Raw genomic sequence first — 23487 nt, forward strand, 5'->3', positions numbered from 1 at the left:
GGTTACTTGCCTACAGTTTTAGATGACGTTGCAAGACTCTTGCGTTCATCAGCCAACTCACCAGCGAGAAAGAGATAGGACAGAATTCGTCTTAAATTCTGAATGGCAAGTGAAAACACCATTTTTGATCCTTGACCATAAACAAAGCTCACGATCTTGAAGAAATTACTGTTATCTACGATAAATTCAGCGCCTAAGATCACCTCATCGCCATCCTTAATGACACGACGAATAATGCAATCCATCCGATGCTGATCTCGTGTGATGCCAGAAACAAAGACCTCAATCAACTCATTATCATTAATCAAAAAGGGTAAATTAACCTTGATGCCCACCCCAGTGAGAGAGATATCAAAAGCCCAGCCTTCCAAAGTAGCGTCTAGCTTGGGGAAATAGACTGTCACCATCTGCCCAGCCTGTAAACGAGGGAATGATCTGGCCTGCTGATGATCCACCAGGCTAATGGTATGAACTACAGATAAATAAAATAAATAAATAATCCAATTCGCCAGCCCCGTAAACGCATAAATCCAGAAATATGGATTGAATAACATGATGACGAAAGTGCCGATACTTTTTGAGATGTACTTAAAGTAACCCGCAGAATTTTCACGAACTGCCCGAAGCCCCAACTTTGTTAATAAATATAACTGAAGCTTTGATTGCTTTAATTGCGCGCTAGCATCCCAGATGCGCTGCCAGCGGCCACTATCACCGTAGACAAAAGCTATCGCCTCTGGGCTAGCAGTTTGTTCGGCAATAAATTGGGTGCCGCAGAAATAATGCTCGCTTTCTTTCTGCATGCGTACCACCTTGGCATCAAATGAATAATGGTTGCCGTAACTATCAGCAGTAGACAATCTCACCAATTCACCGGCTGTCAGTTTGGTATCTAGTGGCAAAGTAAAGCCAATGCCACTAACTGAAACATCAGCCAAGCTTGCCTCAATTGGCGCTTGTTCCGAATGAGCATCACGATGAATTGTGACAGTACCACCACCGCCAATGCGGTAATGAGCTCGAATCTGACGCTTTTCCCAAAAGGCTCCTAGCGACATCAAACCTAGCCATATATTGATACAGCACCATATTGCCGTAATAATGATGTTGTCATGCCAAATAGGTTCGTAATGCCAGCGTACTGCGGCAATGCCTATTGAAATTACGTTAATACTGACCAAAATAAACAGTGGGAATGCATCCCAACTGAGCTGCTCTTTTTCCAATAAGAGACCCTTTGGTGTTACTAAGAACTTCTGCTTCCAAGGGTTCAGAAGAACTGGCATAAGCTCTCGAATCATCCTAAAACCTTTTACGGTCTCGTAAATTTCGGAGAAGAAAATTTGACGTGACCCTGCAAAGAAATAAGAAATCACCACGAGAATACTTAAAGCATAAGGCACCGTGAAATCTACCATCTCATGCCAATTAGCTGAGTAGACATTCAAGCCTAAGATCAAGAAGGCAGAGGGCGCTAAGAAGAAAATATAACGCGCAAATCCAAACAGCCAAGAATAGGATGATGAAAAATAGGCCAGACGCTGAGGCAGACTCAGTCCTCGCATAAATAAGGGGTTGTAATGCATCAAGATTTGTAGCATCCCCTTTGCCCAACGAGAATGCTGAGTTAAGTAATCCGAAGGAGTCTCTGGAGATAACCCACAAACCATGGGTTTATTAATGTAGCTACTGTTATAGCCATGCGCATGCAGAATGAGTGAAGTCTCGCAATCCTCTGTAATGGTCTTAATGGCGATTCCGCCAATCTGCATTAAATACTCGCGACGCAAAAGAGCCGCAGAGCCACAGAAGAAAGCAGAATTCCAAAAATTCATTGCCGGCTGAATTTTCCGATAAAACATCTCACTTTCATCTGGACGGTTAGATATTCCAGTGATCACGTTGTTTACTGGGGTCTCATTGATGAAGAAGTGCGGCGTTTGAACTAAGAACATTTTTGGATCATCAATGAACTGCCCTACCGTATTGCTCAAGATATCTTTTGTAGGAACTTGATCGCAATCCAAAATTAAAATAAGGCTGCCATTGCTATGCTGTAATGCGTGATTGATGTTTCCTGCTTTAGCCTTCTGATTGGTATCGCGCGTGATGTAGTGAACACCAAGATCTTTAGCAAGCCTTCTCAGGCTATAGTGGCGTCTCCAGGCTTGATGGCCAGTCTCTTTGCTACGACGCTTTGCATGAGTTCCCCCATCATCCAAGATATAGATGTTGAGCTTGTCTTTAGGATATTGAATCTGAGTGGCTGCCATCACCGTCATACGGACAATGGCTTCAGATTCATCGTAGGTGGGAATAAAAATATCCACAGAAGGATACGACGACTCATCTTCAGGCAATGGGATGATTTCACTAGACATGGGTGAAAAATTCACAAACATATCCAGCAGGAACAAAGAGAATCCATAGCACTCAGCCAAAAACAATAAGGCCATACCAATGAAATCAAAAAATCCGGTATACATTAGGGTATCAAAAATACGCCATGCCATATAGCGGCAACTAACGAATAGCGCTAAAACAATAAATAGCGATCTCCAAGGTTGATTACGGAAATACTTCACCTTAGACATTAAAAAAATAATACAAAATGATCCCCACCCCAGATATAACTGGCCACCAAAATTGAGTAATTCTTCGGCGAAGAAAATCATCAGGCCGATGCCCAAGGCAAAAGATATGAGACTTGCCGTGATTCTGAAGTGACGATCGCGTAACAACATTATCGATATACCAAATATATGAGCCATGCCCACAGTGCTTCATAACCCACAGTAAGGAGAAGCACCCCAAAGAAAAGCAACGCAATACTGGCCACTAGCTTCAAGCCAAAGGAGCGAATAGGTTGTATTTCCAAATCAATTGCGTTGGGGTCTTTATCCAACTTACCCAGATCTACTTCAGTTGGATTCCAAAATATCTCGTAGGCATTCAAGGCCCTATCTTCGCCAGTTCGTAGAAGCTGCCTTGTAAATCGACAAAGCAGTGATTTTGGATTTTTTAGCAAGGCGTATGCGCCTTCGGAGAGATAAAGTTCTCCAGCACCAGCAGCGTCAGCCAAAAAGTGAGCTAACTGAATTGAACGCTCCTCTTCCTTAAGGCCGGTAAATGGGTTTATCAGGGAGACAATCCCGATAGAGACTAGGCCTATAGGAGTCAAATGATTTTTTGCATTTAACGCATCCACCTCTATTTGAATAGCCATAGCGGCTTGTGTTGCGAAGCTAACTTGTTCAAAAGCAAAGATCATTTTTTCGGAATGCTCTTCAAATGCTACCCCACGAAAATCTTTACAAATCCTTGCGATCAAACTTATCAGCTTCTCGTTAACGGCGTTTTTAGATACCTCATCCGATGACTCCACATCATTCCTAGGAATAATATATGTACAGAAGGCGCTTAAAAAATTTCCCATTAAAAATAGGGTGACAGGTAACGTATAAAAATTAGTCCAATTGCGACAACAATGATCATGACCGCTGCCGCACCAAGATCCTTAATTTTCTTAATTTCCGGATGCTCTTCCAGGGTGATCAGGTCACATATTTTTTCGATGGCTGTATTGAGAGCTTCAACTGCTAGCAAGACCAAGGATAAAACGGCAACTAAGACGGTATAGACATTCGGGCGATAGCAAAAAAAGCCAATGGCGATCGCAGCCAAAACTAGCTCTCTACGTGCAGCCTTTTGCAGTGCGAGCTCTTTGAAGCCATCAACTGCATTGATGGTTGCATGAATAATATTTCTTTTTTTTTGCATTACTATAGTTTTTATTTGGACCTCAAGCTATTTTAAGCCTATTCAGCCCAGATCTCAGTACGATTTCGACCCCCTGACTTAGCCTGATACATCGCATCATCTGACATTTTGAAAAAACGCTTCAGAATGACTGCTGAATTGGTTTCACCTACTAAACTTGGATTAAATGTCGCTATACCCAGGCTAATAGTGATCGATATGGTTTGAGCATATCCAGCGGCTGTTTCAGTGGCTGAAACGTGCTTGCGCAATCTCTCGGCTAACTGAAAAGCATCATGCCCAGAGCTCTCTGGCAACACGACAAAAAACTCTTCCCCACCAACCCTGCCAAAGATATCGATTGCTCTGAGCTGCTCCTGACAGCATTTCACTAGATTAACCAATACAGCATCCCCAATTAAATGCCCATATTGATCATTTACATTCTTAAAGCAATCAATATCCAGCATCAAAAAAGAAATCTCATGTCCAGTTCGCAAGCTCCTTTTGATTTCCATCTCAGCCCTAGAAAAGGTTTCTCGACGAGAGAGCGCTCCTGTTAGCGAGTCTACTTTTGATAGTTGATCAAGAATGCAATTCTTCTCTTGAAGCTCAACCAACATCTTTTTTAGCTGGTACATTCCCAGCAAAAGACAAAGCGAGATCGGCATGGAAAGTATGGCATCAGGAAGGTTAATATGCCCGTTATTTAGAACATGTAATAAAGGGGATATCCGCCTCCCCACCATTAAACCAAGTCCTAGAGCTAAGAAACCGCAAGCTAAGCGATATACTTTCGCGCGAAAAAATAAGTCGGCAGCGTATCCGGCGGTGACCAGCTGAAACAATAAAGAAATGGAGTAAAAGAATGCTGCTAGAGCCATGCTTTATTGCGTCTCAATTAAAGCCTGCAATTCGTTGTCTGAGTTAGGTAGCTCAAAAGCTGCATCCACCACTTTTGCATCTAATTTTGTCCCAGCCTCTGCACGCACTTCATCCATGGCAGCCGACAAACCTCGTGCAGCACGATAAGGGCGGTGAGTAGCCATCGCCTCTATAGTGTCAGCGACTGCCAAAATTCTTGCTTCAGGGCAGATTTGTTCTCCCTTCAGGCCATGCGGGTAGCCACTGCCATCAAGGCGCTCATGGTGTTGCCTCACCATATCTGCAATCGGCCATGGGAATGGAATGTCTTTAAGGATTTGATAGCCCGACTCTACATGGCCCTGAACCATTAGCATTTCTAGATCGGTCAATCGAGTGGGCTTGGTCAGAATTTCTGATGGCACCGCAACCTTGCCTATGTCATGAACCATCGCCGCCATATAAAGCGCTTGAATAGAAGTATCGTCCCAGCCCATTTTCCTAGCAATCGCAGTGGCGATCGAGGCCACTCTCTTTTGATGACCCGCCGTATACGGATCGCGCCACTCCATTGTTCTGGCCATAGCCTCGATGGTTGCTTTGAGAGCATCAGCCAGGCGCTCCTGTGTTTGCTCTTTTTCGTGGATCTCGTCATCCAGCTTATGTTGGCGCTCGATAGACCTCAGGCCAAACCCAATTTCTTTTGCCAGACTTTCAAAGAGCTGAACCTCAGATTCACCAAAAGCATTTGGCACCTTTGAATAGACCAGCAAAACACCGAAGGGATGGAGTTCTCCATCAGGTATTGGGCAACCTACAGCGGAGCGGATGCCAAATTTTCGAGCCAACTCACGCCAAGAGATAAAACCTTCATCCAACTCCGAGTCCACCACAACACTAGACTTTCCAGTACGAATTACTAAGCCACCAGGACCCATTCCAGAAATATTTTGATCCGACCAACTCACGACTATATTTTGAATATAAGTAATGGCGGAACCAGCGCCACCCATTACCGTGATCGTCTTATTGGCATCATCTTCTGCTCTGCCAACCCATGCCAGCACGTACGGGCCTTGGGCCGCAATGGCGCTACAAACTTCTGCAATCAGCAAATCGGTAGAGTCCGCCCTAGCTAGCGCAGCCGCAGCCTCTGATAAGGCTGATAAAGCCCAGCCCCTCTTTTCCAGCTCCCTTTGTATCTCAGGTGTTGGCAGTTCGATAGGCTTTTTATTCTTAGTACTCATGTTTCCATTATGGATCTAAAAATGACTTATTTTCAATTCACTTCAGCCTCGGCGACGCATTTCCTTGTCTTTAGGGTAAAAGTGATGGAATATGACTAATAGGCATACTAAAGAGATCTATGAACGACGACATCGAAAAAATTTATTCCAAATTAATTGCCCTTGAAACAGAGGTGAGCAATTTGCGTAGTGGCTATTTGGTTATTAATGCACGTTATGCCGAAGCAATTGGAAGTCTGAAGATACTGACTGCCAGCGCGCTTGAGGCCGCTAAACGCGCTGCAATAGCGGCCGAAAAAGCCTTGTTAGCAGCTAAGAGTTCTGCAACAGCAGCCAAATTAGCGGCATCAGAATCAGTTATCGATGCTGCAGAAGCGGCGGCAGATGCGGCGGCAGCATCTGCAGAAGCGGCAATTGAGGCAGCAGCAGCAGCATCTGCAGCAGCATCCGCAGCGGCAGCGGCAGTTGCCCATCAAGCAGAGGAATCCTCAATCAGAGCTTCGGCTGAAGCTGCAGAGGCTACCAAGCGTGCTGCAGACGCAGCAGCTGAAGCAGTACGAATGTCTAACCTTGCCTCAGAGTCGGCTCGTAATGCTCGCAAAAATATTCAGGCTCCAAAATAATTAAGCTCTGGACATTGAAGTAAATGGACTGGCAGTAGCCAACTCATACAACTGGGTGGTAGTGCTTAGATCTTGATTGACTGTTTATCGATCCACAACTGCAGTACTGCATAACATCCCTATCTAGCAATGCGCGAATGTATTTAGCTTTAACTAGTGCGTGCAAAATAGTTCCGCACTTCATTGCTATTCCATAGGTGTGCGCTGATTGAAGCCTCTCATCAAGATCCGGAAGGGATCGTGAGTAAATTAGTAGGCAATAAAAAAGCCTCCCGGAATGCTAATTGGAGGCTCTTCAAAATTCAGAATTTAGTGGGGCGAACGACGGGGCTCGAACCCGCGACAACCAGAATCACAATCTGGGACTCTACCAACTGAGCTACGTCCGCCACTGAAGACCTAGATTATAGCTTTTGAGGCAAAACCCTGTCAAAAATGCCCTAGATGCAGGGTTTAGGCGCCCTCAAATTCAAAAGCTGCCCAATCCCCAAGGCACAAGCTCGCGTCGACAAAGAAATCCAAAATGGCGGCTTTGCTTTGAACTTTGGCCAAAGCATGATGGTCTGAGAGGCGTTGGCGCCAATAACGTGATCCAGCCCTACCATGGGCTAATCCTAGAATATGTCTTGTAAACGCGCCAATATAAAAAGGTTTACCTATAGCCTGACATTCATCAAACCAAGCCTGCACCTGTTTCACCAATGCAATTTGAATGCGATGCCACTCAGTTTCACTAAAGAGATATCCAGCTGCATCTCCATCCGTATTGATCATGTCATCCCAACCCAGTAGAAGCGCTGGAAAATGATAGGCTGCCCTACCCACCATAAAACCATCGAAGTCATTCCAGTGACCAGCAATTTGATCATTGGTTTCTAGCCCACCATTGAGTAATACTTTTAGATTCGGAAATTGTTTTTGAGCGTCGAGCCGAAGCTTGGCTGCTACTTCATAACGTAATGGTGGTTTGCTGCGATTTTCTTTTGGGGACAAACCTTTGAGAACAGCATTGCGTGCATGAATAGTCACCTGACTTGCACCAGCATCTGCCACAGCAAGAATGAAGTTCAGGGCAAACTGATAATCCACTTCAGAATTAGCGGCATCCATCGAATCCAAACCAAGACGATGCTTGACGGAGATCGGAGTGTCAACGGCCGCCTTCATTGCCTTGACGCAATCAGCAACAAGTTGTGGCTCCGCCATGAGGCAAGCGCCAAATGCTCCGCGCTGAACGCGCTCCGATGGGCAACCACAGTTGAGGTCAATCTCGTCGTAGCCCCATTGCTGCGCTAACTCTGCGGCCTTAGCTAAATCAGATGGCTCAGAACCACCCAATTGAAGAACTACGGGATGTTGATCTTGTGAATAATCTAAATGGCGTGGCACATCCCCATGAATGAGTGCGCCCGTAGTGACCATCTCGGTATAGAGAACTGCTTCCTTAGTAAGCGTGCGATGAAAGGAACGGCAATGTCGATCGGTCCATTCCATCATGGGCGCAACTGCTAAACGTTTCTTTGGGGGCTTGCTCATAGACTTCAGTAAAAGGAGGAATTAGATGGCATTTTAAATGGATAAGGGCAACCGAAGCTGCCCTTACTGATATCGCTTTAGAGCTAAGTTACTTTGTAAGCTTTGCCTCTAACTCCACCGCGAGATCCAAGGCGCCCATATAGCCGGACTTGAGGTGACTTGGCAAATCAGGGTCACCCACCATAGAGCCCAAAGTTTCCACCAAGCTAAAGACCAAACCCTTGGCAGCACTTGCTGCAATCGTATTGTTTGCTACAGCCTCATCAATGTGATTAACGGCATCTAAGAAATAGTCATGCCCTGGAAGGCCATCTGCCCCTAGAATTTCTTTGCTCATTTGTACTTTCCTATTAAGTGGTTCTTTACAGCATTAAGTCCACTTTATAGAAATCTCAGGGATATGGGTGGAATTTCTTTTGATGAGATGCTTATAGGGGATTGGATTGCTGATCGGGCTGATTGTATTTTTTGAGCTCTGTTTTGTTGCGATACATCTCTAGATCCACGTCGTGCAATATTTCAGAGACTGACTTTGGATTCTCGCTATAGCTTGCCATCCCAATACTTAAACTAACTGGATAACCTGAATCCTTCATCGCCTGATTTACTGTTGCCACAATATCTCCGCAGAGCCGCTTCATCTCTGGCTCGTTTACCTTTGGCGCAACAATTAAGAACTCATCACCGCCCAATCTAAAAAATACCGCCCTATCAGAAGGAAAAGACAGCATCAATTGTGCAATTTTCACAAGAACTTGATCGCCAACCACATGCCCCCGAAGATCATTAATCTTCTTAAAGTCATTGACATCAATTAGAGCTACAGAAAAAGGCTGCCTTTCCCCTTCTAGCGCTGCAATCGCCTGCTCTATATAGATGCGAGCCCATCGTCTATTCCATAACCCGGTCAATGAATCGGTATTTGCCAGAAGATTCACACGTAATTGACTACGCCTAAGCGACCTGGCAAGCCACATGATTAATAGCGTTGCCAGAAAACGAATTGAGATATTGAATATCTCTATCTTCGTAAAATAAAGAGGGAAATAACCGTCTCTTAAAAGAAAATAATTCTCAAATAAGACTGCAATGATCAGGGCTGCAATAACCGTCTTCATTGACTTCGCATTTAATGCAATGATTGCCGCAGGAAATAAGTAGAGCAAAACAAATCGGTAATCATCAGCAGATAGGATGTCGATCATTAAAATCAACATCAGCAAACCAAACCCAAGCATTACCGCTATTTTTGGTTTAATGCCAAACGGACCATCAACACTTCCAATCGCTTGCCTCATTCTCGATCAACCCAAGTGGTGAAATTTTCAGCAGCAGGCGTTAAACGATAAATATAAGTGCTGCGCGGAGCCACCATGGACCCATTGAGATCATATAGAAATGATCTTTTACGGACTACTAATTTGTGTTGCACCAACTTCCCAAAATCACGAATCAGTTGCGGGCAGCGTGGATAGTCATTCAGGCGATAAAGCATCTTTGCCCCAGTAGCCTTGGAATACTCAACAATCAGGTCGGGGCTGCACTCCTCCAAACCACCAGGCTGGCGCCTCAGTCGATTTAACAGCCAACGGTAACGGGGTTTAGACATCATGCACAGGATATTAGCCTAAGGGCTAATATGATTCTAATTTCTATGCCCATTTTTAGGGCATATATTGACCCTATCTAACTTACTATTTCCCTATAAAAATCAAGTACTTAAGGATTTATTGGTCATGAAATGGCGCATGTCACCAGTGACGGGGTCTAGGAAAGCAACCTCCCTAGCTAACAACTGTAAGGGCTTGGAGAAGTCCAATTCATATTCCTGATAAGGGGTCAGAATGGGATAGATCTGGTCATGCCGAATAGGTATTCCAAGGCTATTGAGGTGGCAACGCAACTGATGTTTCTTTCCGCTGCCAGGGGTTAGGCGGTATCTAGCCCAGGGCTTTGATGCTTCAAGTAACTCAATCAAGGTATCAGCATTAGTCTCGCCTGCCACCTCTTGCATCTGCAGAAAGTGCTCAGACTCCTCTAACCTGCTTTGATAAGTCATCGGCAATTTATTGATGAGCTCTTCCGAATACGGTGCGATAGCTTCATAGACTTTTTTGACTACGCGATCTCTAAACAGATTTTGATATTGTGCCCGTTCTTTCGGATTGACTGAAAAAATGACTAAGCCAGCTGTGTCGCGATCAATCCGATGAATGGGACTTAAATCTTGAATACCCGTTTTTTTCTTTAGACGATTGAGTAGGGTTTGATGTAGATAAAGACCGCTTGGTGTGACTGGTAAAAAATGGGGTTTATCGGCAACCAGAATATGCTCATCCTGAAATAAGATGACTTCCTCAAAAGGAATTTCTGGTTCTCGAGCCAGGCGTCTGAAATATAACAAGTGGGTATTCGGAAGATAGACATTATTAGCCTGAACTGGAACTCCGTCCGCAGTCATTACCAAGCCCTCTTCAAAACGAGCTTCCCACTCACTCCCATCAATATGCGGGAAATTGGCAATAAAGAAGTCCAGCAAAGAAGCATGGCTCTGCCCAGCAGGCAAATACACCCTTGATGAGGACACTCCTTCAGAATTGACTTTCATATGAGCTAGATTATCCAATCAATCCAGCCTGAGCACCATTCTGAATGCATCCCAATAAAACCCCTCTAAAATAGGCGGGCACCACTCAGAAGAACTAGAAGAACAATAGACACTATGTTTGAACTCTCCGTTTTCGACCTCAGCTTGTTATTTGCCTGCGCATTATTTGCCGGTCTGGTTGACTCCATCATTGGCGGGGGTGGAATGATTCAGGTCCCAGCACTATTTGCAGTTCTGCCAGGATTTCCGCCGGCTACTCTGCTGTCCGTTAATAAGTTTGGCTCAATCATTGGGACGATTGGCTCAGCCATTCAGTACAGCCGCGCCAATAAGAGTCCATGGGGTCTGGTGATTATCTCTTCAGCGTTTGCCTTCTTTGCTTCGGTTGCTGGAGCATATTTCGTTACCCGTTTGCCGACAGAGTGGCTTAGAGCTGCCCTGCCATTTTTATTGATAGCGCTATTAATCTTTAATATTAAATCTAGCGCCGGTCTGGTTCACGCGCCTAAGCATGATCACCACAAACAAAAAGCGATTGCCTCTACTGGCGCCGGCATCATTGGTTTTTATGATGGCTTCTTAGGGCCAGGAGCAGGAGCCTTTTATAAACTCTTCTATACCCGTGTGCTGGGATTTGATTTCTTAAGATCAGCAGCACCTGCAAAGTTTCTCAATATTGCCTCAAATCTTGGTGCGCTATGTGTGTTTTTCTATCTTGGTTATTTTGACTGGAAGCTCGGCTTACTCATGGCTAGCGCCAATCTTGTAGGTGGTCAAATTGGGACCAAGATTGCAATCAAACACGGGAATGCCTTTATACGTAAAGGATTCTTTATTTTGGTGACCATCCTCATCATCAAAACCTTCTACGATGCTTTTCTAAAATAACCACACAATCAATAGATAAATAGATTAGTAGGTTATTCGTAGATTTATAAGCATTTAAAGAGTAAATTGAACTTATCAAGTTTTGTTTATTTACTACAGAAATGAGGGTGTTATGAAAATTCTATTACCGGTTGATGGCTCTAAATCTTCGCTTAATGCAGCAAAGTACGTTGGGAAGTTAGCCAAGGATTTGCGTAGCAAATGTTCGGTGACTTTGGTTAGCATTCATGACGATATTGGTCTTGGTCACGTAAAACAGTTTGTTGCCAATAGCGTAATTGATGACTACCTCCGCGAAGTCAGCGAGAAAGAACTTAAACCAGCACAGAAAGCGCTAGATATCGCAGGTGTAAAACACAGCATGGTGATTAAGCGCGGCAACGTTGCCAAGGAAATCCTAGCTCTCGCAAATAAGGAAAAATTTGATCTCATCGTAATGGGCTCAAAAGGTAGAACGGGCATTGTTGATGCCATTATGGGTTCAGTTGCTCAGAAGATAAGCAATACCGCCAAGCAGCCTGTTTTATTAATTAAATAAGTACCTAGGTTAATCATCAGATTAGCCTCAATAGGCCGTCCACGTGACGGCCTTTTTATGGATTTCTAAATGAGTATCTTGCTTCTCTTGTTCGCCCCTGGAATTTTTGCCGTGTACTGGCTTATTCGCCTACAGATATGCTTGTCTAGAGCTCGCTATTTAGTCGATACCTATGGCATGGATCGCAAAAAATTACGCAAGCTATCTTGCGGGGAACTCAAGAAGCTCAGAACATCTATAGATGAGCTCAGGCACGCGAATGATGCCTTTGGTTTAGAGACACTGGTTAGACCTTATAGAGCGTAAGCAAGGCTTATTTTGTGTAATAGCGCTCTTTGAACCAGAGCGCCACAGTTACCAAACCAATCATGATGGGCACCTCTACCAGAGGGCCAATGACCGCTGCAAAGGCAGCCCCCGAATTAATCCCAAATACTGCAATCGCTACGGCAATTGCCAGTTCAAAATTATTGCTGGATGCTGTAAATGAGAGTGTGCAGCAACGCTTATAGTCAATCCCCATTCTGCCTGTCACAAAGAACGTCAGCAAGAACATGATGAGGAAGAAAACGAGGAGAGGAACGGCAATGGTGACTACATCCATAGGCAAAGTTAGGATCAAATTACCCTTCAGGCTAAACATCACCACGATAGTAAATAGCAAAGCAATCAAAGTGAGCTTACCGATACGCGGCACGAACTGCTCGTGATAACGGTCTTTAGACATGAATTTCAACATCACTACCCGGGTCAAGATACCTGCAATACAAGGCACACCGAGGTAGATAAACACGCTCTCCGCAATCTGCCCCATGCTTACACTGACATTGGATGCGGCCAAGCCAAAGTAAGGCGGCAACACAGTGAGAAAGAAATACGCGTAGACGCTAAAAAATAGAACTTGAAAGATCGCGTTAAAAGCCACTAAACCAGCCGCATATTCAGTAGAGCCTTTTGCAAGATCGTTCCAAACAATCACCATCGCAATACAAGGCGCGATACCAATCAGAATTAAGCCTGCCATATATTCGGGTTGATCCGGCACAAAGGTAATCGCCAAAAAGAACATTAATGTTGGGGCAATAACCCAATTCATAAGCAATGAAATCAGGAAGATGCGCTTATCCTTAAAAACATCCGGCAAATCCTCGTAACGCACTTTGGCAAACGGCGGGTACATCATTAAGATCAGACCAATTGCGATTGGGATATTTGTTGTTCCCACCTGAAAGGAATGAATGAACCCTTCAGTGCTAGGCATGAAATGACCCAATCCAATACCAAAGGCCATTGCAGCAAAGATCCATACCGTGAGGTAACGATCAAGAAAGGAGAGTTTTTTAGTTAAGGTGTTCATGCTTTGACTTCGATTGATGTATGGATTGCTTTAAGGGTCATTGAGTCTAATTTCTCTAGAGGCATGCTAGCCAAGATATCAATCCGCCTCTTAAGGCCATTCATCACGGTATTAAAGGCGGCCCGTTTTTCTAGATCACTACCCTGCACTTGTGAAGGATCAGCAAAGCCCCAATGTGCAGTAGCCGGTTGACCTGGCCAGAATGGGCAAACCTCACCGGCGGCATTGTCACAAACCGTGATGATGAAATCCATCTTCGGCGCATTGGGCTCTGCATAGACATCCCAGCTTTTAGACTTCAACAGAGTGCGATCCATTCCCAACTCCACCGCAATGTCTGCAGCAATCGGATTGACGCTCGTACCTGGAGTTGATCCAGCTGAATAACCTACAAACTTGCCACTCGGGTGAGTAGATGCCAAAGCTTCGCCCAAGATAGAACGTGCGGAGTTATGCGTACAGAGAAAGAGGATGTTGTAGGTTTTCATATTGACTTAGTCTTGCGTGTGATTTTTTCAGGGGTGCAGGCTTTACCACCACAACAGTTATCAAGAAGGAAGGTGCTGAGGTCTTGGACTAGAACCGCGTTTGGGCTATAGATGAGGTTACGACTTTGACGCTCGACAAGTAGCAGATTAGCCTGCACCAATTCTTTTAAATGAAAACTCAAGGTTGCATTAGGAATGCCCAGCTTTTCAATGATTTGGGTGGGCGTTAAGCCAACATCACCCCTTTGGACAATGAGACGAAAGATATTTAATCGAGACTCCTGCCCCAAGGCCAAGAATGCCGCAACCGCATCTATATTTTTCATATTTCCAATTATATAGAAATATATTACAGTTTAGTGACGGAGGAAACATCAAATCAGAGAATTACCGCCAAGGACTAAATATCTTCACGCCAGAATGGCTGAAATCAGAAATATTTCTGGTGACGATTGTCATGCGATGCTCAATTGCAGTTGCAGCAATCATGGCATCTCTTTCGGATTTAGGGTTTGGGACGTGAAGGCTGGCACATCGTTGTGCAACTGGCAAATCAACGGGCAATATCCTTTCTGAGAAAGCTGGCAGAACATGTTTACTCAGCCACTTTCTTAGGACTTGTCCCTGCTTTTTATCCCTTCTTTCAACCTGCAGGACTCCAATCTCTAACTCCAGGATTGATATAGCAGAGAGAAACATGAGCTCAAGATCGGTTTCCTCGGCCCACCCTTTCACGTTGGAGTTGATTTGACCGCTTCCTAGCTTTCTAAACTCTGAAACTACGTTTGTATCAAGCAAATACATTAAAGGAGATCCGAAATTGACTTTATGAGGCTAGACATTTTCGCAGGTTCAAAATCAATCTCTCCAGCACCCTTCATGCCCACAAGATCTAAGATGTTTTTCTTTTTTCCAGTCACGCGTTGATACTCAGTGAATGTCATCAAGACATGCGCAGGCCTACCACGATCGGTGATAAAAACAGGGCCTGCTTCTGTAGCTTTTTTTACCCGACCAGTATCCTGATTAAATTCACGGCTCGAAAAGGTAGTAATCATCTAACCCCCAATAAAATATTACCAATGTATAAATGTTACTACATTATTGAAGGGAGACCTAATAACCACTCTAGGCATGAGTTAACCCTTTAATTTACGCAAAGCTTCAGCCATCGCGTTGTTCATTGGGGGCGCAGATCTTCTATCTTCCTGAGGCTTTCTAGCCTCTGAGGATCTTGGGGCGCCCGGACGATTTGCCCTTTGCTCTGGCTTTGCCCCTAGGGCAGATTTAGGCGCTTCATCAGAGAGTCGCATGGTCAGCGCAATTCGCTTACGCTTTTCATCTACTTCTAGCACTTTGACCTTAACAACCTGCCCTGCCTTAACTACAGTGTGCGGATCTTTTACAAAGGTATTGGCTAGCGCGGAAATGTGGACCAGGCCATCTTGATGAACGCCAATGTCTACGAATGCGCCAAAAGCTGCAACGTTAGTCACAACACCTTCCAAAATCATATCGGCCTTAAGGTCGCTGATTTTTTCTACGCCGTCTTTAAAGGTTGCCGTAGTGAACTCAGGACGTGGATCGCGGCCTGGCTTTTCTAATTCTTTGATGATGTCGGTGACTGTTGGAACACCAAACTTCTCATCGGCATATTTTTCTGGGCTGAGACCCTTCAGAATAGTTGCATCACCAATCACTTCTTTGACGCCCTTCTTGATATCTTTCAGAATCTTCTCCACCAAAGGATAGGATTCTGGGTGTACCGCTGATGCATCCAGAGGATCTTTGCCATTCATGATGCGCAAGAAACCAGCGGCCTGCTCAAAGGTCTTATCGCCTAAGCGTGGCACGCTACGTAGATCCGCCCTCGTCTGAAAAGCGCCATTGCTATCTCGGTAAGTCACGATGCCCTCTGCAACGGTGCTGCTAAGACCTGAAACCCGTGCTAGCAATGGTGCTGAAGCCGTGTTCACATCCACACCAACCGCGTTTACGCAATCCTCTACAACCGCAACCAGTGACTTAGCCAACTGAGTCTGCATCACATCATGCTGATACTGACCGACACCAATCGACTTCGGATCAATCTTCACTAATTCCGCCAACGGATCTTGTAATCTTCTGGCGATGGATACTGCTCCGCGTAAAGACACATCCATACCAGGCAATTCTTTTGAGGCGAACTCAGAAGCTGAATAAACCGATGCACCTGCTTCTGAGACTACGATCTTGGTGAGCTTGAGCTCAGGCTTAGCTTTAATTAAATCTTGCGCTAACTTGTCAGTCTCGCGTGAAGCTGTACCGTTACCGATCGAGATTAAGGTTGCCTTATGTTTCTCAGCCAATTTCGCAAGGGTATGCAATGAACCATCCCAGTCATTCTTAGGCTGATGCGGGTAGATAACATCTGTATCGACCACCTTACCAGTAGCATCCACAACAGCAACCTTCACACCCGTTCTCATGCCAGGGTCTAGACCAATAGTGACCTTTGGTCCTGCAGGTGCAGCTAGTAAAAGGGCTTTTAAATTACGAGCAAAGACATTAATTGCTTCAGTCTCAGAACGCTCACGCAAAGCACTCATTAGCTCGGACTCCAAATGCATGGAGCACTTAATGCGCCAAGTCCAGCGCACTGTCTCTGCCAGCCATTGGTCTGCAGGACGACCCTCATTCTTAATCTTGAATTGGTTGGCAATGCGCGACTCGCATGGATTGTGGGGCGCATCCCATTTCGGTTTTTCTTCTTCGGTATCCAGGCGCAAATTGACCATCAACATCTGTTCACGACGACCCCTAAATAAAGCCAGGGCACGATGCGAAGGGATTGCAGCAATAGGCTCGGAGTAATCGAAGTAATCCGCGAATTTCTCACCCTCTTGCTCTTTACCAGCAATGACCTTAGATTCCACAACGCCATGCTCTTGCAAATAGGTTCTCAGTGATTGCACCAAGCCAGCGTCTTCTGCAAAGCGCTCCATCAAAATCTGACGGGCACCCTCAAGAGCGGCTTTGGTATCAAGCACGCCAGGGTTCTCACCCTGGTCGGATGTAAATGCTTCTTTAAGGTATTTAGCTGCCTCCACCTCTGGATCCAGCGTGGGGTTTGCCAACAAATCATTTGCGAGAGGCTCTAATCCGGCCTCTAAGGCTATTTGGGCTTTAGTGCGACGCTTAAGCTTATAAGGGAGATAGAGATCTTCCAGGCGCGTCTTATCCTCTGCCAACATGATGGCTTTGAGTAACTCAGGGGTCATCTTGCCCTGCTCTTCTATTGAAGAAACAATCGCCTTGCGTCGCTCTTCCAGTTCACGCAAATACCCTAGACGGTCTTCTAGTAAACGCAGCTGCGTATCGTCCAAGCCACCTGTCGCCTCTTTACGATAACGCGCAATAAAAGGAACTGTTGCACCCTCATCCATCAGCGCTATAGCGGCAGCTACTTGAGCGGGTTTAGCAGATAACTCTTGGGCAAGGCGTTGTTCAATAGATGGCAGCATGAAATAAATAATTTACTAAGGTTTTAAGAGGATTGGCATGAAGGAAAAATAAGAGCCACCCAAAGGTGACTCTTATTTTCCAACTGAAGAACTCCGCAATTACTCGCGGGAAGCTTTCTTACGGTCATGCTCTTTCAAATGACGCTTACGGATTCGTACGCTTTTCGGTGTTACTTCAACCAATTCATCATCGCTAATGAATTCAACTGCGTATTCCAAAGTCAAATCGATTGGCGTTACCAAGCGAACCGCTTCGTCAGTACCTGAAGAGCGCACGTTGGTTAATTGCTTACCCTTAATTGGGTTCACAACCAAGTCATTGTCACGACTATGAATACCAATCACCATACCTTCGTAAACAGGGTCACCATGTTTTACGAACATACGGCCACGATCTTGCAGCTTCCAAATAGCGTAAGCAACTGCTTCGCCATCATCTTGACTGATCAATACGCCGTTATGGCGCTCACCCAAGATGCCATCCTTTGCAGGAGCATAAGAATCAAATGTATGGCTCATCAAACCGTTACCGCGAGTCATAGTCATGAAATCGCCTTGGAAGCCGATCAAACCACGTGCAGGAATGCGGTACTCAAGACGGGTACGACCTTTTCCGTCGCTGACCATATCCTGCAACTCACCCTTACGCTTACCCAAGTCTTCCATCACGGAACCTTGAGTAGCATCTTCTACGTCAACCGTTAAGTTCTCGTACGGCTCCATCTTGACGCCATTCTCTTCGTGGAACACTACGCGTGGACGGGAAACCGCCATCTCATAGCCTTCACGACGCATGGTTTCAACCAAAATCGTCAAATGCAACTCACCACGGCCGGACACTTCAAATACGGTGTCATCGTCAGTCTCTTTAACGCGCAAGGCCATGTTGGCTTTCAACTCACGATCAAGACGCTCACGAATTTGGCGGCTGGTAACAAACTTACCTTCACGACCAGCTAATGGGCTCGTGTTCACCATGAAGTTCATGGTTAAAGTAGGCTCATCAATCTTGAGCATTGGCAATGGATCTGGTTTATCAACCGCGCAAACCGTTGTACCGATTGCCAACTCTTCAATACCGTTAATGAGAGCGATATCACCAGCAAATGCCTCTTCTACGATTTCGCGTTCGAGACCTTTAAATTTCAATACCTGGTTGATACGACCTTTGAATGGCACGCCATCAGGACCGTTCATGCAGACTACTTCCATGCCTGACTTCACACGTCCACGGTTAATACGGCCAACACCAATCTTACCGACATAGCTGTTGTAATCGATTGAAGAAATCTGGAACTGCAAAGGGCCATCTGGATCGTCATCACGTACAGGTACGTATTTCAGAACAGCGTCAAACAATGGGCGCATATCGCCTTCACGCACATCTTCTGTAGTGCCTGCATAGCCGTTCAAGCCTGATGCATAGATGATTGGGAAGTCGAGCTGCTCTTCTGTAGCACCTAGCTTGTCAAACAATTCAAAAGTCGCATTGATCACATAGTCACAACGTGCGCCTGGACGGTCAACCTTGTTGATCACAACAATCGGCTTCAAACCGAGAGCCAAGGCTTTCTTGGTTACGAAACGAGTTTGTGGCATTGGGCCTTCAACCGCGTCAACCAAGAGCAATACACCGTCAACCATGGAGAGCACACGCTCTACTTCACCACCGAAGTCGGCGTGTCCTGGTGTGTCTACGATGTTGATGTGTGTGCCGTCATACTCCACCGCACAGTTCTTGGACAAAATAGTAATGCCACGCTCTTTTTCCAAGTCGTTTGAGTCCATGACGCGTTCGGTCATTTTTTCATTAGAACGGAATGTGCCTGCTTGGCGCAAGAGTTGGTCAACCAAAGTAGTTTTACCGTGGTCAACGTGGGCGATGATGGCGATATTACGAAGTGCGCGTTTAGTCATGTGAAGCTTCTGAAGTTAAGAATAAGGTTAATAAACAAAGGGGTTAAATGGATTTAATGTGCCGAAGAAATCAAGCGCTTAGGATGTAGAACCCCAGAGCGCCAATCTCCAGTACCAATAAAGTTATGCGGAGCAGCGGTTGCACGATAGATACGCACTAGCGCCTCTATCGAAGGTAAATTGAGTGGGACTCGTTGACCCATCTCCAAACGTTTTGCTTGTTGCTCATCCACAGTTAAGTGCGGCAATGTCTGCAAAAGTGCGTCGACTGGCAAGATATAGCTTGAACTATCTTGTAAGCCTTTTTGAATGGATTCGATAGTGAATGACTGATCGAGAGTGAGGTGGCCTACTTCAGTGCGGCGCAGGCCAACTAAATGGGCGCCACATCCTAATGCCTTACCAATATCTTCCGCCAATACGCGAATGTAAGTGCCTTTGCTACAACTCACTTCTAAAGTGGCTTCTGGCCAATTGACATTAGTCCAACGAATTGCATGAATCGTGATATCTCGTGGTGCGCGCTCTAATTCAACACCAGCACGAGCATATTCATATAAAGGTTTGCCATCACGCTTGAGCGCGGAATACATTGGTGGAACCTGACTGATTGGACCGCTAAAAGCTGGCAACAAAGAATCTAATGCCACTTTAATAGCAGCATCATCTGCAAATACAGGCACAGGTAGCTCTTCAATCACGAGACCTTCAGCATCACCGGTGTCAGTACGCTGACCGAATTTCACTTGAGCGATATAGGTTTTATCAGCTTCCAATAAATCCTGAGAGTACTTAGTTGCTTCACCCAAGCAAATCGGGAGTAAGCCAGTAGCCATTGGATCTAAGGTGCCAGTGTGTCCTGCTTTTTCTGCATTGAAGGCACGCTTCACGGCAGTGACTGCGCCTTGCGAGCTCATGCCAGCAGGTTTATCAAGCAAGACAACGCCATCGATACGTACAGACATAGCTATTTACGCGTTCTCGTCTTTGCGATCACTATCCACTGCTTGATCAATTAAGCGAGACATTTCAATGCCGTGCTCAATAGAACTGTCATAGTGGAAATGCAAGGTTGGCACAGTATGAATGTGCAAACGTTTAAACAATAAGGAATGCAAGTAGCCTGCCTTGTCCTGCAAAGCCTTCAATGCCACTTCAGGCTCAGCACCTAAGACGGTAAAGAAGACTTTTGCATGAGCCAAATCTGGCGTGAGTTCAATACTTTGTAAAGTAATCAAACCTAGACTTGGGCTACGCAATTCACGAGGAATCAGCTCAGCCAGGTCTCGCTGAATTTGATCGGCAAGACGCTGGTTACGATGAGGACTAGTTTTATGCATTAACTGGGTAGCTCTTAAAGAGTTCTAGCGACTTCAGTAACTTCAAACGCTTCAAGTTGATCGCCTTCTTTGATGTCGTTGTAGCCTTTTAATGACAGACCACACTCAACACCGGCGCGAACTTCTTTCGCATCATCTTTAAAGCGCTTCAGAGAATCCAGCTCACCAGTCCAGATCACTACGTTTTCACGCAAGAGACGAACACTAGATGTGCGCTTAACAACACCATCGAGTACCAAGCAACCAGCAATAGCGCCAACTTTAGATACCAAGAAGACTTGACGAATCTCCACCATACCGGTGATTTCTTCTTTCTTATCTGGTGTCAACATGCCGCTTAAAGCTGCTTTTACTTCATCTACAGCGTCATAAATAATGTTGTGATAACGAATATCGACACCATTGTTCTCAGCTAACTTACGTGCTGCACCATCCGCACGAGAGTTAAAGCCAATAATGACTGCCTTAGAAGCAACCGCTAAGTTAACGTCAGTCTCAGTAATGCCACCCACTGCTGCGTGAACGATTTGAACCTTCACCTCTGCAGTAGATAGTTTTTGCAATGACTGTGATAACGCTTCTTGAGAGCCTTGTACGTCCGCCTTGATGATCAATGGCAACAACTTCGCTTCAATCGCGCCCTCTTCCATGTTTTCCATCATGGTTTCGAGTTTGAATGCTTGCTGTTTAGCCAACTTCACATCACGGAACTTACCTTGACGGAAGAGTGCGATCTCACGTGCTTTACGCTCATCAGGAACAACTTGTACTGACTCACCAGCTGCAGGAACTTCGGATAAACCTTGGATCTCTACAGGGATAGATGGGCCAGCTTCGTTACATGGCTTGCCGTTTTCATCCAACATCGCACGAACGCGACCGTAGGTTGAACCCGCCAACAACATATCGCCACGCTTGAGCGTGCCAGACTGAACCAAAATAGTGGCAACAGGACCGCGACCTTTATCCAAACGCGCCTCAATAACGAGACCTTGCGCAGGAGCATCTTTCGCTGCCTTGAGTTCCAAAATTTCTGCTTGTAAGAGTACGTTCTCAAGCAAGGCATCAATGCCGTCACCTGTTTTAGCAGAGACGCCAATAAATGGCACATCACCACCGTACTCCTCTGGAACTACTTGCTCAGCAACTAACTCAGTTTTAACGCGCTCTAAGTTCGCTTCTGGTTTATCAATCTTATTAATTGCTACAACAATTGGAACGCCACCAGCTACTGCGTGAGCAATAGCTTCCTTGGTTTGTGGCATCACACCGTCATCGGCTGCAACAACCAAGATCACGATATCCGTTGCCTTAGCACCACGAGCACGCATTGCCGTAAAGGCTTCGTGACCCGGAGTATCCAGGAAGGTAATCATGCCGCGTGGGGTTTCAACGTGATAAGCGCCGATGTGCTGAGTAATACCACCGGCTTCGCCAGTAGCAACCTTAGCTGCTCGAATCTTATCGAGTAAAGATGTTTTACCGTGGTCAACGTGGCCCATCACCGTAACTACTGGTGGACGTGGCAGTAACTCTGCATCGTGACCAGCAATACCGAGATCTAAATCTGGATCATCCAACTTAGCAGCATGGGCTGTATGGCCCATTTCTTCTACGATGATCATTGCAGTATCTTGATCCAAGATCTGGTTGATTGTCACCATCTGACCCATGCCCATCAAGAGCTTGATAACTTCCGCACTCTTCACGGCCATTGCATGAGCTAACTCTGCAACAGTAATGGTTTCCGGAACATTGACATCGCGCACAATAGCTTCAGTAGGTACCTGGAAATTGGTATCGACATTGGCCTCAGCAATTTGACGTTGTTTTCTTCTGCCGCCACCTGAACGCCAACCATTGATGCCACCAGAACTATCACCGCGAGTCTTAATGCCACCCGGCTTCTTGGCACCTTCTTCTTGCCAAGTAGATGAAGTCTCAGCAGACTTAATGGTTTTGCCACCAACCTTAGCAACTGCTTTTTTCTTGTCATCCGCACCTTCAGCCTTAGCAGGCTTGTGCAAGGTGCCTTTTTTAGCTTCTTCAGCAGCAATTTCACTTGGTGCTTTGAGAACACGTGCGGGCGCACTCATCATGTCGCGAATCGCCAAAGCCTCAGCTTCAGCAGCGGCACGACGTTTTGTAATATCAGCTAACTGTGCCTTATTCGCATCCGCTATGTCTTTGGCAGCTTTATCAGCTTGAGCTTTCTTGTCGGCAGCTTTTGCAGCAGCCTCTTTGGCAACAGAAGCGTCATCATCTGACTTGGCTGCTTTCTCAACAACAGGCGCAACTGCACTTGCAGCAGCTAAAGCATCAGCTTCTTTTTGGCGAGCATCTTCTGCCGCTTTCATTTCCGCTTCTTGACGAGCCAACAACTCAGCTTGACGTGTCGCTTCAGCTGCGCGTTTTTCTAACTCTTCAGCAGAAAGGATTGGTTTAGCAGGCTCTGCAGGGGCAACTTCTTTGACCGCTGGAGCTGGAGTCTCTTCAGGAGCTTTATCTCCCGCTTTAACTAGCACGCGCTTTTTACGAACCTCAACCTGAACGGTACGAGTGCGTCCAGCAGAGTCTGCCTGACGAATCTCTGAGTTTTCGCGCTTGATTAAAGTAATCTTTTTACGACTACCTGTATCCGCACTGCCATGCTCTTTTTGCAAATGCTCAAGCAGGACAGTTTTGTCCTTTTCGGTAATGCTGTCGTCCTCAGAACCTTTTTCGATACCGGCCGCCTTCAATTGCTCCAGAAGGTCTGGCGCGGTACGTTTTAATTCTTTAGCGAGTACTTTTACTGTTGTTGCCATGCACTACTTCCT

General features: G+C 45.7%; 24 protein-coding genes and 1 tRNA gene. 4 read left to right on the forward strand and 21 right to left on the reverse strand.

From position 1 onward, the window contains the following. Window positions 1-2: 2 nt before the first annotated feature. The 5 genes from bcsA to ICN14_RS09355 are packed head-to-tail and all read right to left on the reverse strand — an operon-like array spanning window position 3 to window position 5870. The gene (bcsA, locus tag ICN14_RS09335) at window positions 3-2744 is read right to left on the reverse strand and encodes a UDP-forming cellulose synthase catalytic subunit (protein WP_216226200.1); all 2742 of its coding nucleotides are present in this window, start codon (window positions 2742-2744) and stop codon (window positions 3-5) included. After that, window positions 2744-3436 carry a hypothetical protein gene (locus ICN14_RS09340; protein WP_216226201.1) on the reverse strand — a complete coding sequence of 231 codons (693 nt, stop codon included), beginning with the start codon at window positions 3434-3436 and terminating at the stop codon, window positions 2744-2746. Before ICN14_RS09340 ends, bcsA begins: the two co-directional genes overlap by 1 nt. Next, window positions 3436-3780 (reverse strand): diacylglycerol kinase, encoded by a 345-nt coding sequence (locus tag ICN14_RS09345; protein ID WP_216226202.1) that lies wholly within the window; start codon window positions 3778-3780, stop codon window positions 3436-3438. Before ICN14_RS09345 ends, ICN14_RS09340 begins: the two co-directional genes overlap by 1 nt. A 38-nt stretch (window positions 3781-3818) precedes the next feature. Beyond that, window positions 3819-4643: a GGDEF domain-containing protein gene (locus ICN14_RS09350; RefSeq protein ID WP_216226203.1), complete on the reverse strand. Its 825-nt coding sequence runs from the start codon at window positions 4641-4643 to the stop codon at window positions 3819-3821. 3 nt (window positions 4644-4646) lie between these two features. Continuing rightward, a complete protein-coding gene (locus tag ICN14_RS09355; RefSeq protein WP_255536038.1) occupies window positions 4647-5870 on the reverse strand; it encodes an HD domain-containing phosphohydrolase in 1224 nt (407 codons plus the stop codon). A gap of 119 nt (window positions 5871-5989) precedes the next feature. On the opposite strand from ICN14_RS09355, the gene ICN14_RS09360 reads away from it, so the two are divergent. After that, the gene (locus ICN14_RS09360; protein WP_216226204.1) at window positions 5990-6493 is read left to right on the forward strand and encodes a hypothetical protein; all 504 of its coding nucleotides are present in this window, start codon (window positions 5990-5992) and stop codon (window positions 6491-6493) included. Between the two features lie 313 nt (window positions 6494-6806). On the opposite strand, the gene ICN14_RS09365 is transcribed toward ICN14_RS09360, so the two are convergent. The 6 genes from ICN14_RS09365 to ICN14_RS09390 form a co-directional block, all read right to left on the reverse strand. Then, window positions 6807-6882 (reverse strand) — tRNA-His (locus ICN14_RS09365). 64 nt (window positions 6883-6946) lie between these two features. Next, on the reverse strand, window positions 6947-8029 hold the full coding sequence (dusA, locus tag ICN14_RS09370; RefSeq protein ID WP_216226205.1) for a tRNA dihydrouridine(20/20a) synthase DusA: 1083 nt from the start codon (window positions 8027-8029) through the stop codon (window positions 6947-6949). An 88-nt stretch (window positions 8030-8117) separates the two neighbouring features. Continuing rightward, on the reverse strand, window positions 8118-8366 hold the full coding sequence (locus ICN14_RS09375; protein ID WP_216226206.1) for a hypothetical protein: 249 nt from the start codon (window positions 8364-8366) through the stop codon (window positions 8118-8120). 91 nt (window positions 8367-8457) lie between these two features. Beyond that, window positions 8458-9327 (reverse strand): GGDEF domain-containing protein, encoded by an 870-nt coding sequence (locus ICN14_RS09380; protein WP_216226207.1) that lies wholly within the window; start codon window positions 9325-9327, stop codon window positions 8458-8460. After that, complete coding sequence (locus ICN14_RS09385; protein WP_216226208.1) at window positions 9324-9641, reverse strand: hypothetical protein; 318 nt, start codon at window positions 9639-9641, stop codon at window positions 9324-9326. The genes ICN14_RS09380 and ICN14_RS09385 overlap by 4 nt, the downstream gene beginning before the upstream one ends. A gap of 99 nt (window positions 9642-9740) precedes the next feature. Then, window positions 9741-10637 (reverse strand): pseudouridine synthase, encoded by an 897-nt coding sequence (locus ICN14_RS09390; protein WP_216226209.1) that lies wholly within the window; start codon window positions 10635-10637, stop codon window positions 9741-9743. Between the two features lie 114 nt (window positions 10638-10751). Here ICN14_RS09390 and ICN14_RS09395 point away from each other — a divergent pair, with 114 nt between their 5' ends. The 3 genes from ICN14_RS09395 to ICN14_RS09405 all read left to right on the forward strand — a co-directional run bounded on the left by ICN14_RS09395 (window position 10752) and on the right by ICN14_RS09405 (window position 12369). Beyond that, window positions 10752-11525: a TSUP family transporter gene (locus ICN14_RS09395; RefSeq protein WP_216226210.1), complete on the forward strand. Its 774-nt coding sequence runs from the start codon at window positions 10752-10754 to the stop codon at window positions 11523-11525. 112 nt (window positions 11526-11637) lie between these two features. Then, a complete protein-coding gene (locus ICN14_RS09400) occupies window positions 11638-12063 on the forward strand; it encodes a universal stress protein (RefSeq protein WP_216226211.1) in 426 nt (141 codons plus the stop codon). 69 nt (window positions 12064-12132) lie between these two features. Further along, entirely contained in the window at window positions 12133-12369 is a 237-nt protein-coding gene (locus ICN14_RS09405; protein ID WP_216226212.1) for a hypothetical protein, read from the forward strand. A 7-nt stretch (window positions 12370-12376) separates the two neighbouring features. On the opposite strand, the gene arsB is transcribed toward ICN14_RS09405, so the two are convergent. The 10 genes from arsB to infB form a co-directional block, all read right to left on the reverse strand. Beyond that, window positions 12377-13420, reverse strand: coding sequence for an ACR3 family arsenite efflux transporter (gene arsB / locus ICN14_RS09410; RefSeq protein ID WP_216226213.1), 1044 nt, complete (start codon window positions 13418-13420; stop codon window positions 12377-12379). After that, window positions 13417-13908, reverse strand: a complete 492-nt coding sequence (locus tag ICN14_RS09415) for an arsenate reductase ArsC (protein WP_216226214.1) — start codon at window positions 13906-13908, stop codon at window positions 13417-13419. Before ICN14_RS09415 ends, arsB begins: the two co-directional genes overlap by 4 nt. After that, window positions 13905-14234 carry a helix-turn-helix transcriptional regulator gene (locus ICN14_RS09420; protein WP_216226215.1) on the reverse strand — a complete coding sequence of 110 codons (330 nt, stop codon included), beginning with the start codon at window positions 14232-14234 and terminating at the stop codon, window positions 13905-13907. The genes ICN14_RS09415 and ICN14_RS09420 overlap by 4 nt, the downstream gene beginning before the upstream one ends. 61 nt (window positions 14235-14295) lie before the next feature. Then, entirely contained in the window at window positions 14296-14712 is a 417-nt protein-coding gene (locus ICN14_RS09425; RefSeq protein WP_216226216.1) for a type II toxin-antitoxin system VapC family toxin, read from the reverse strand. After that, window positions 14712-14966 (reverse strand): type II toxin-antitoxin system Phd/YefM family antitoxin, encoded by a 255-nt coding sequence (locus tag ICN14_RS09430; RefSeq protein WP_216226217.1) that lies wholly within the window; start codon window positions 14964-14966, stop codon window positions 14712-14714. The genes ICN14_RS09425 and ICN14_RS09430 overlap by 1 nt, the downstream gene beginning before the upstream one ends. A gap of 81 nt (window positions 14967-15047) precedes the next feature. Beyond that, window positions 15048-17411 (reverse strand): Tex family protein, encoded by a 2364-nt coding sequence (locus tag ICN14_RS09435; RefSeq protein ID WP_216226218.1) that lies wholly within the window; start codon window positions 17409-17411, stop codon window positions 15048-15050. 99 nt (window positions 17412-17510) lie between these two features. Then, complete coding sequence (typA, locus tag ICN14_RS09440) at window positions 17511-19328, reverse strand: translational GTPase TypA (protein WP_216226219.1); 1818 nt, start codon at window positions 19326-19328, stop codon at window positions 17511-17513. A gap of 53 nt (window positions 19329-19381) precedes the next feature. Beyond that, window positions 19382-20293, reverse strand: coding sequence for a tRNA pseudouridine(55) synthase TruB (gene truB, locus ICN14_RS09445; RefSeq protein WP_216226220.1), 912 nt, complete (start codon window positions 20291-20293; stop codon window positions 19382-19384). A gap of 6 nt (window positions 20294-20299) precedes the next feature. Further along, window positions 20300-20668: a 30S ribosome-binding factor RbfA gene (rbfA, locus tag ICN14_RS09450; protein WP_216226221.1), complete on the reverse strand. Its 369-nt coding sequence runs from the start codon at window positions 20666-20668 to the stop codon at window positions 20300-20302. Between the two features lie 14 nt (window positions 20669-20682). Then, on the reverse strand, window positions 20683-23475 hold the full coding sequence (gene infB / locus ICN14_RS09455) for a translation initiation factor IF-2 (protein WP_216226222.1): 2793 nt from the start codon (window positions 23473-23475) through the stop codon (window positions 20683-20685). Window positions 23476-23487: the final 12 nt, after the last annotated feature.

This window comes from Polynucleobacter sp. MG-27-Goln-C1, assembly GCF_018881905.1.
Taxonomy (GTDB): Bacteria; Pseudomonadota; Gammaproteobacteria; order Burkholderiales; family Burkholderiaceae; genus Polynucleobacter.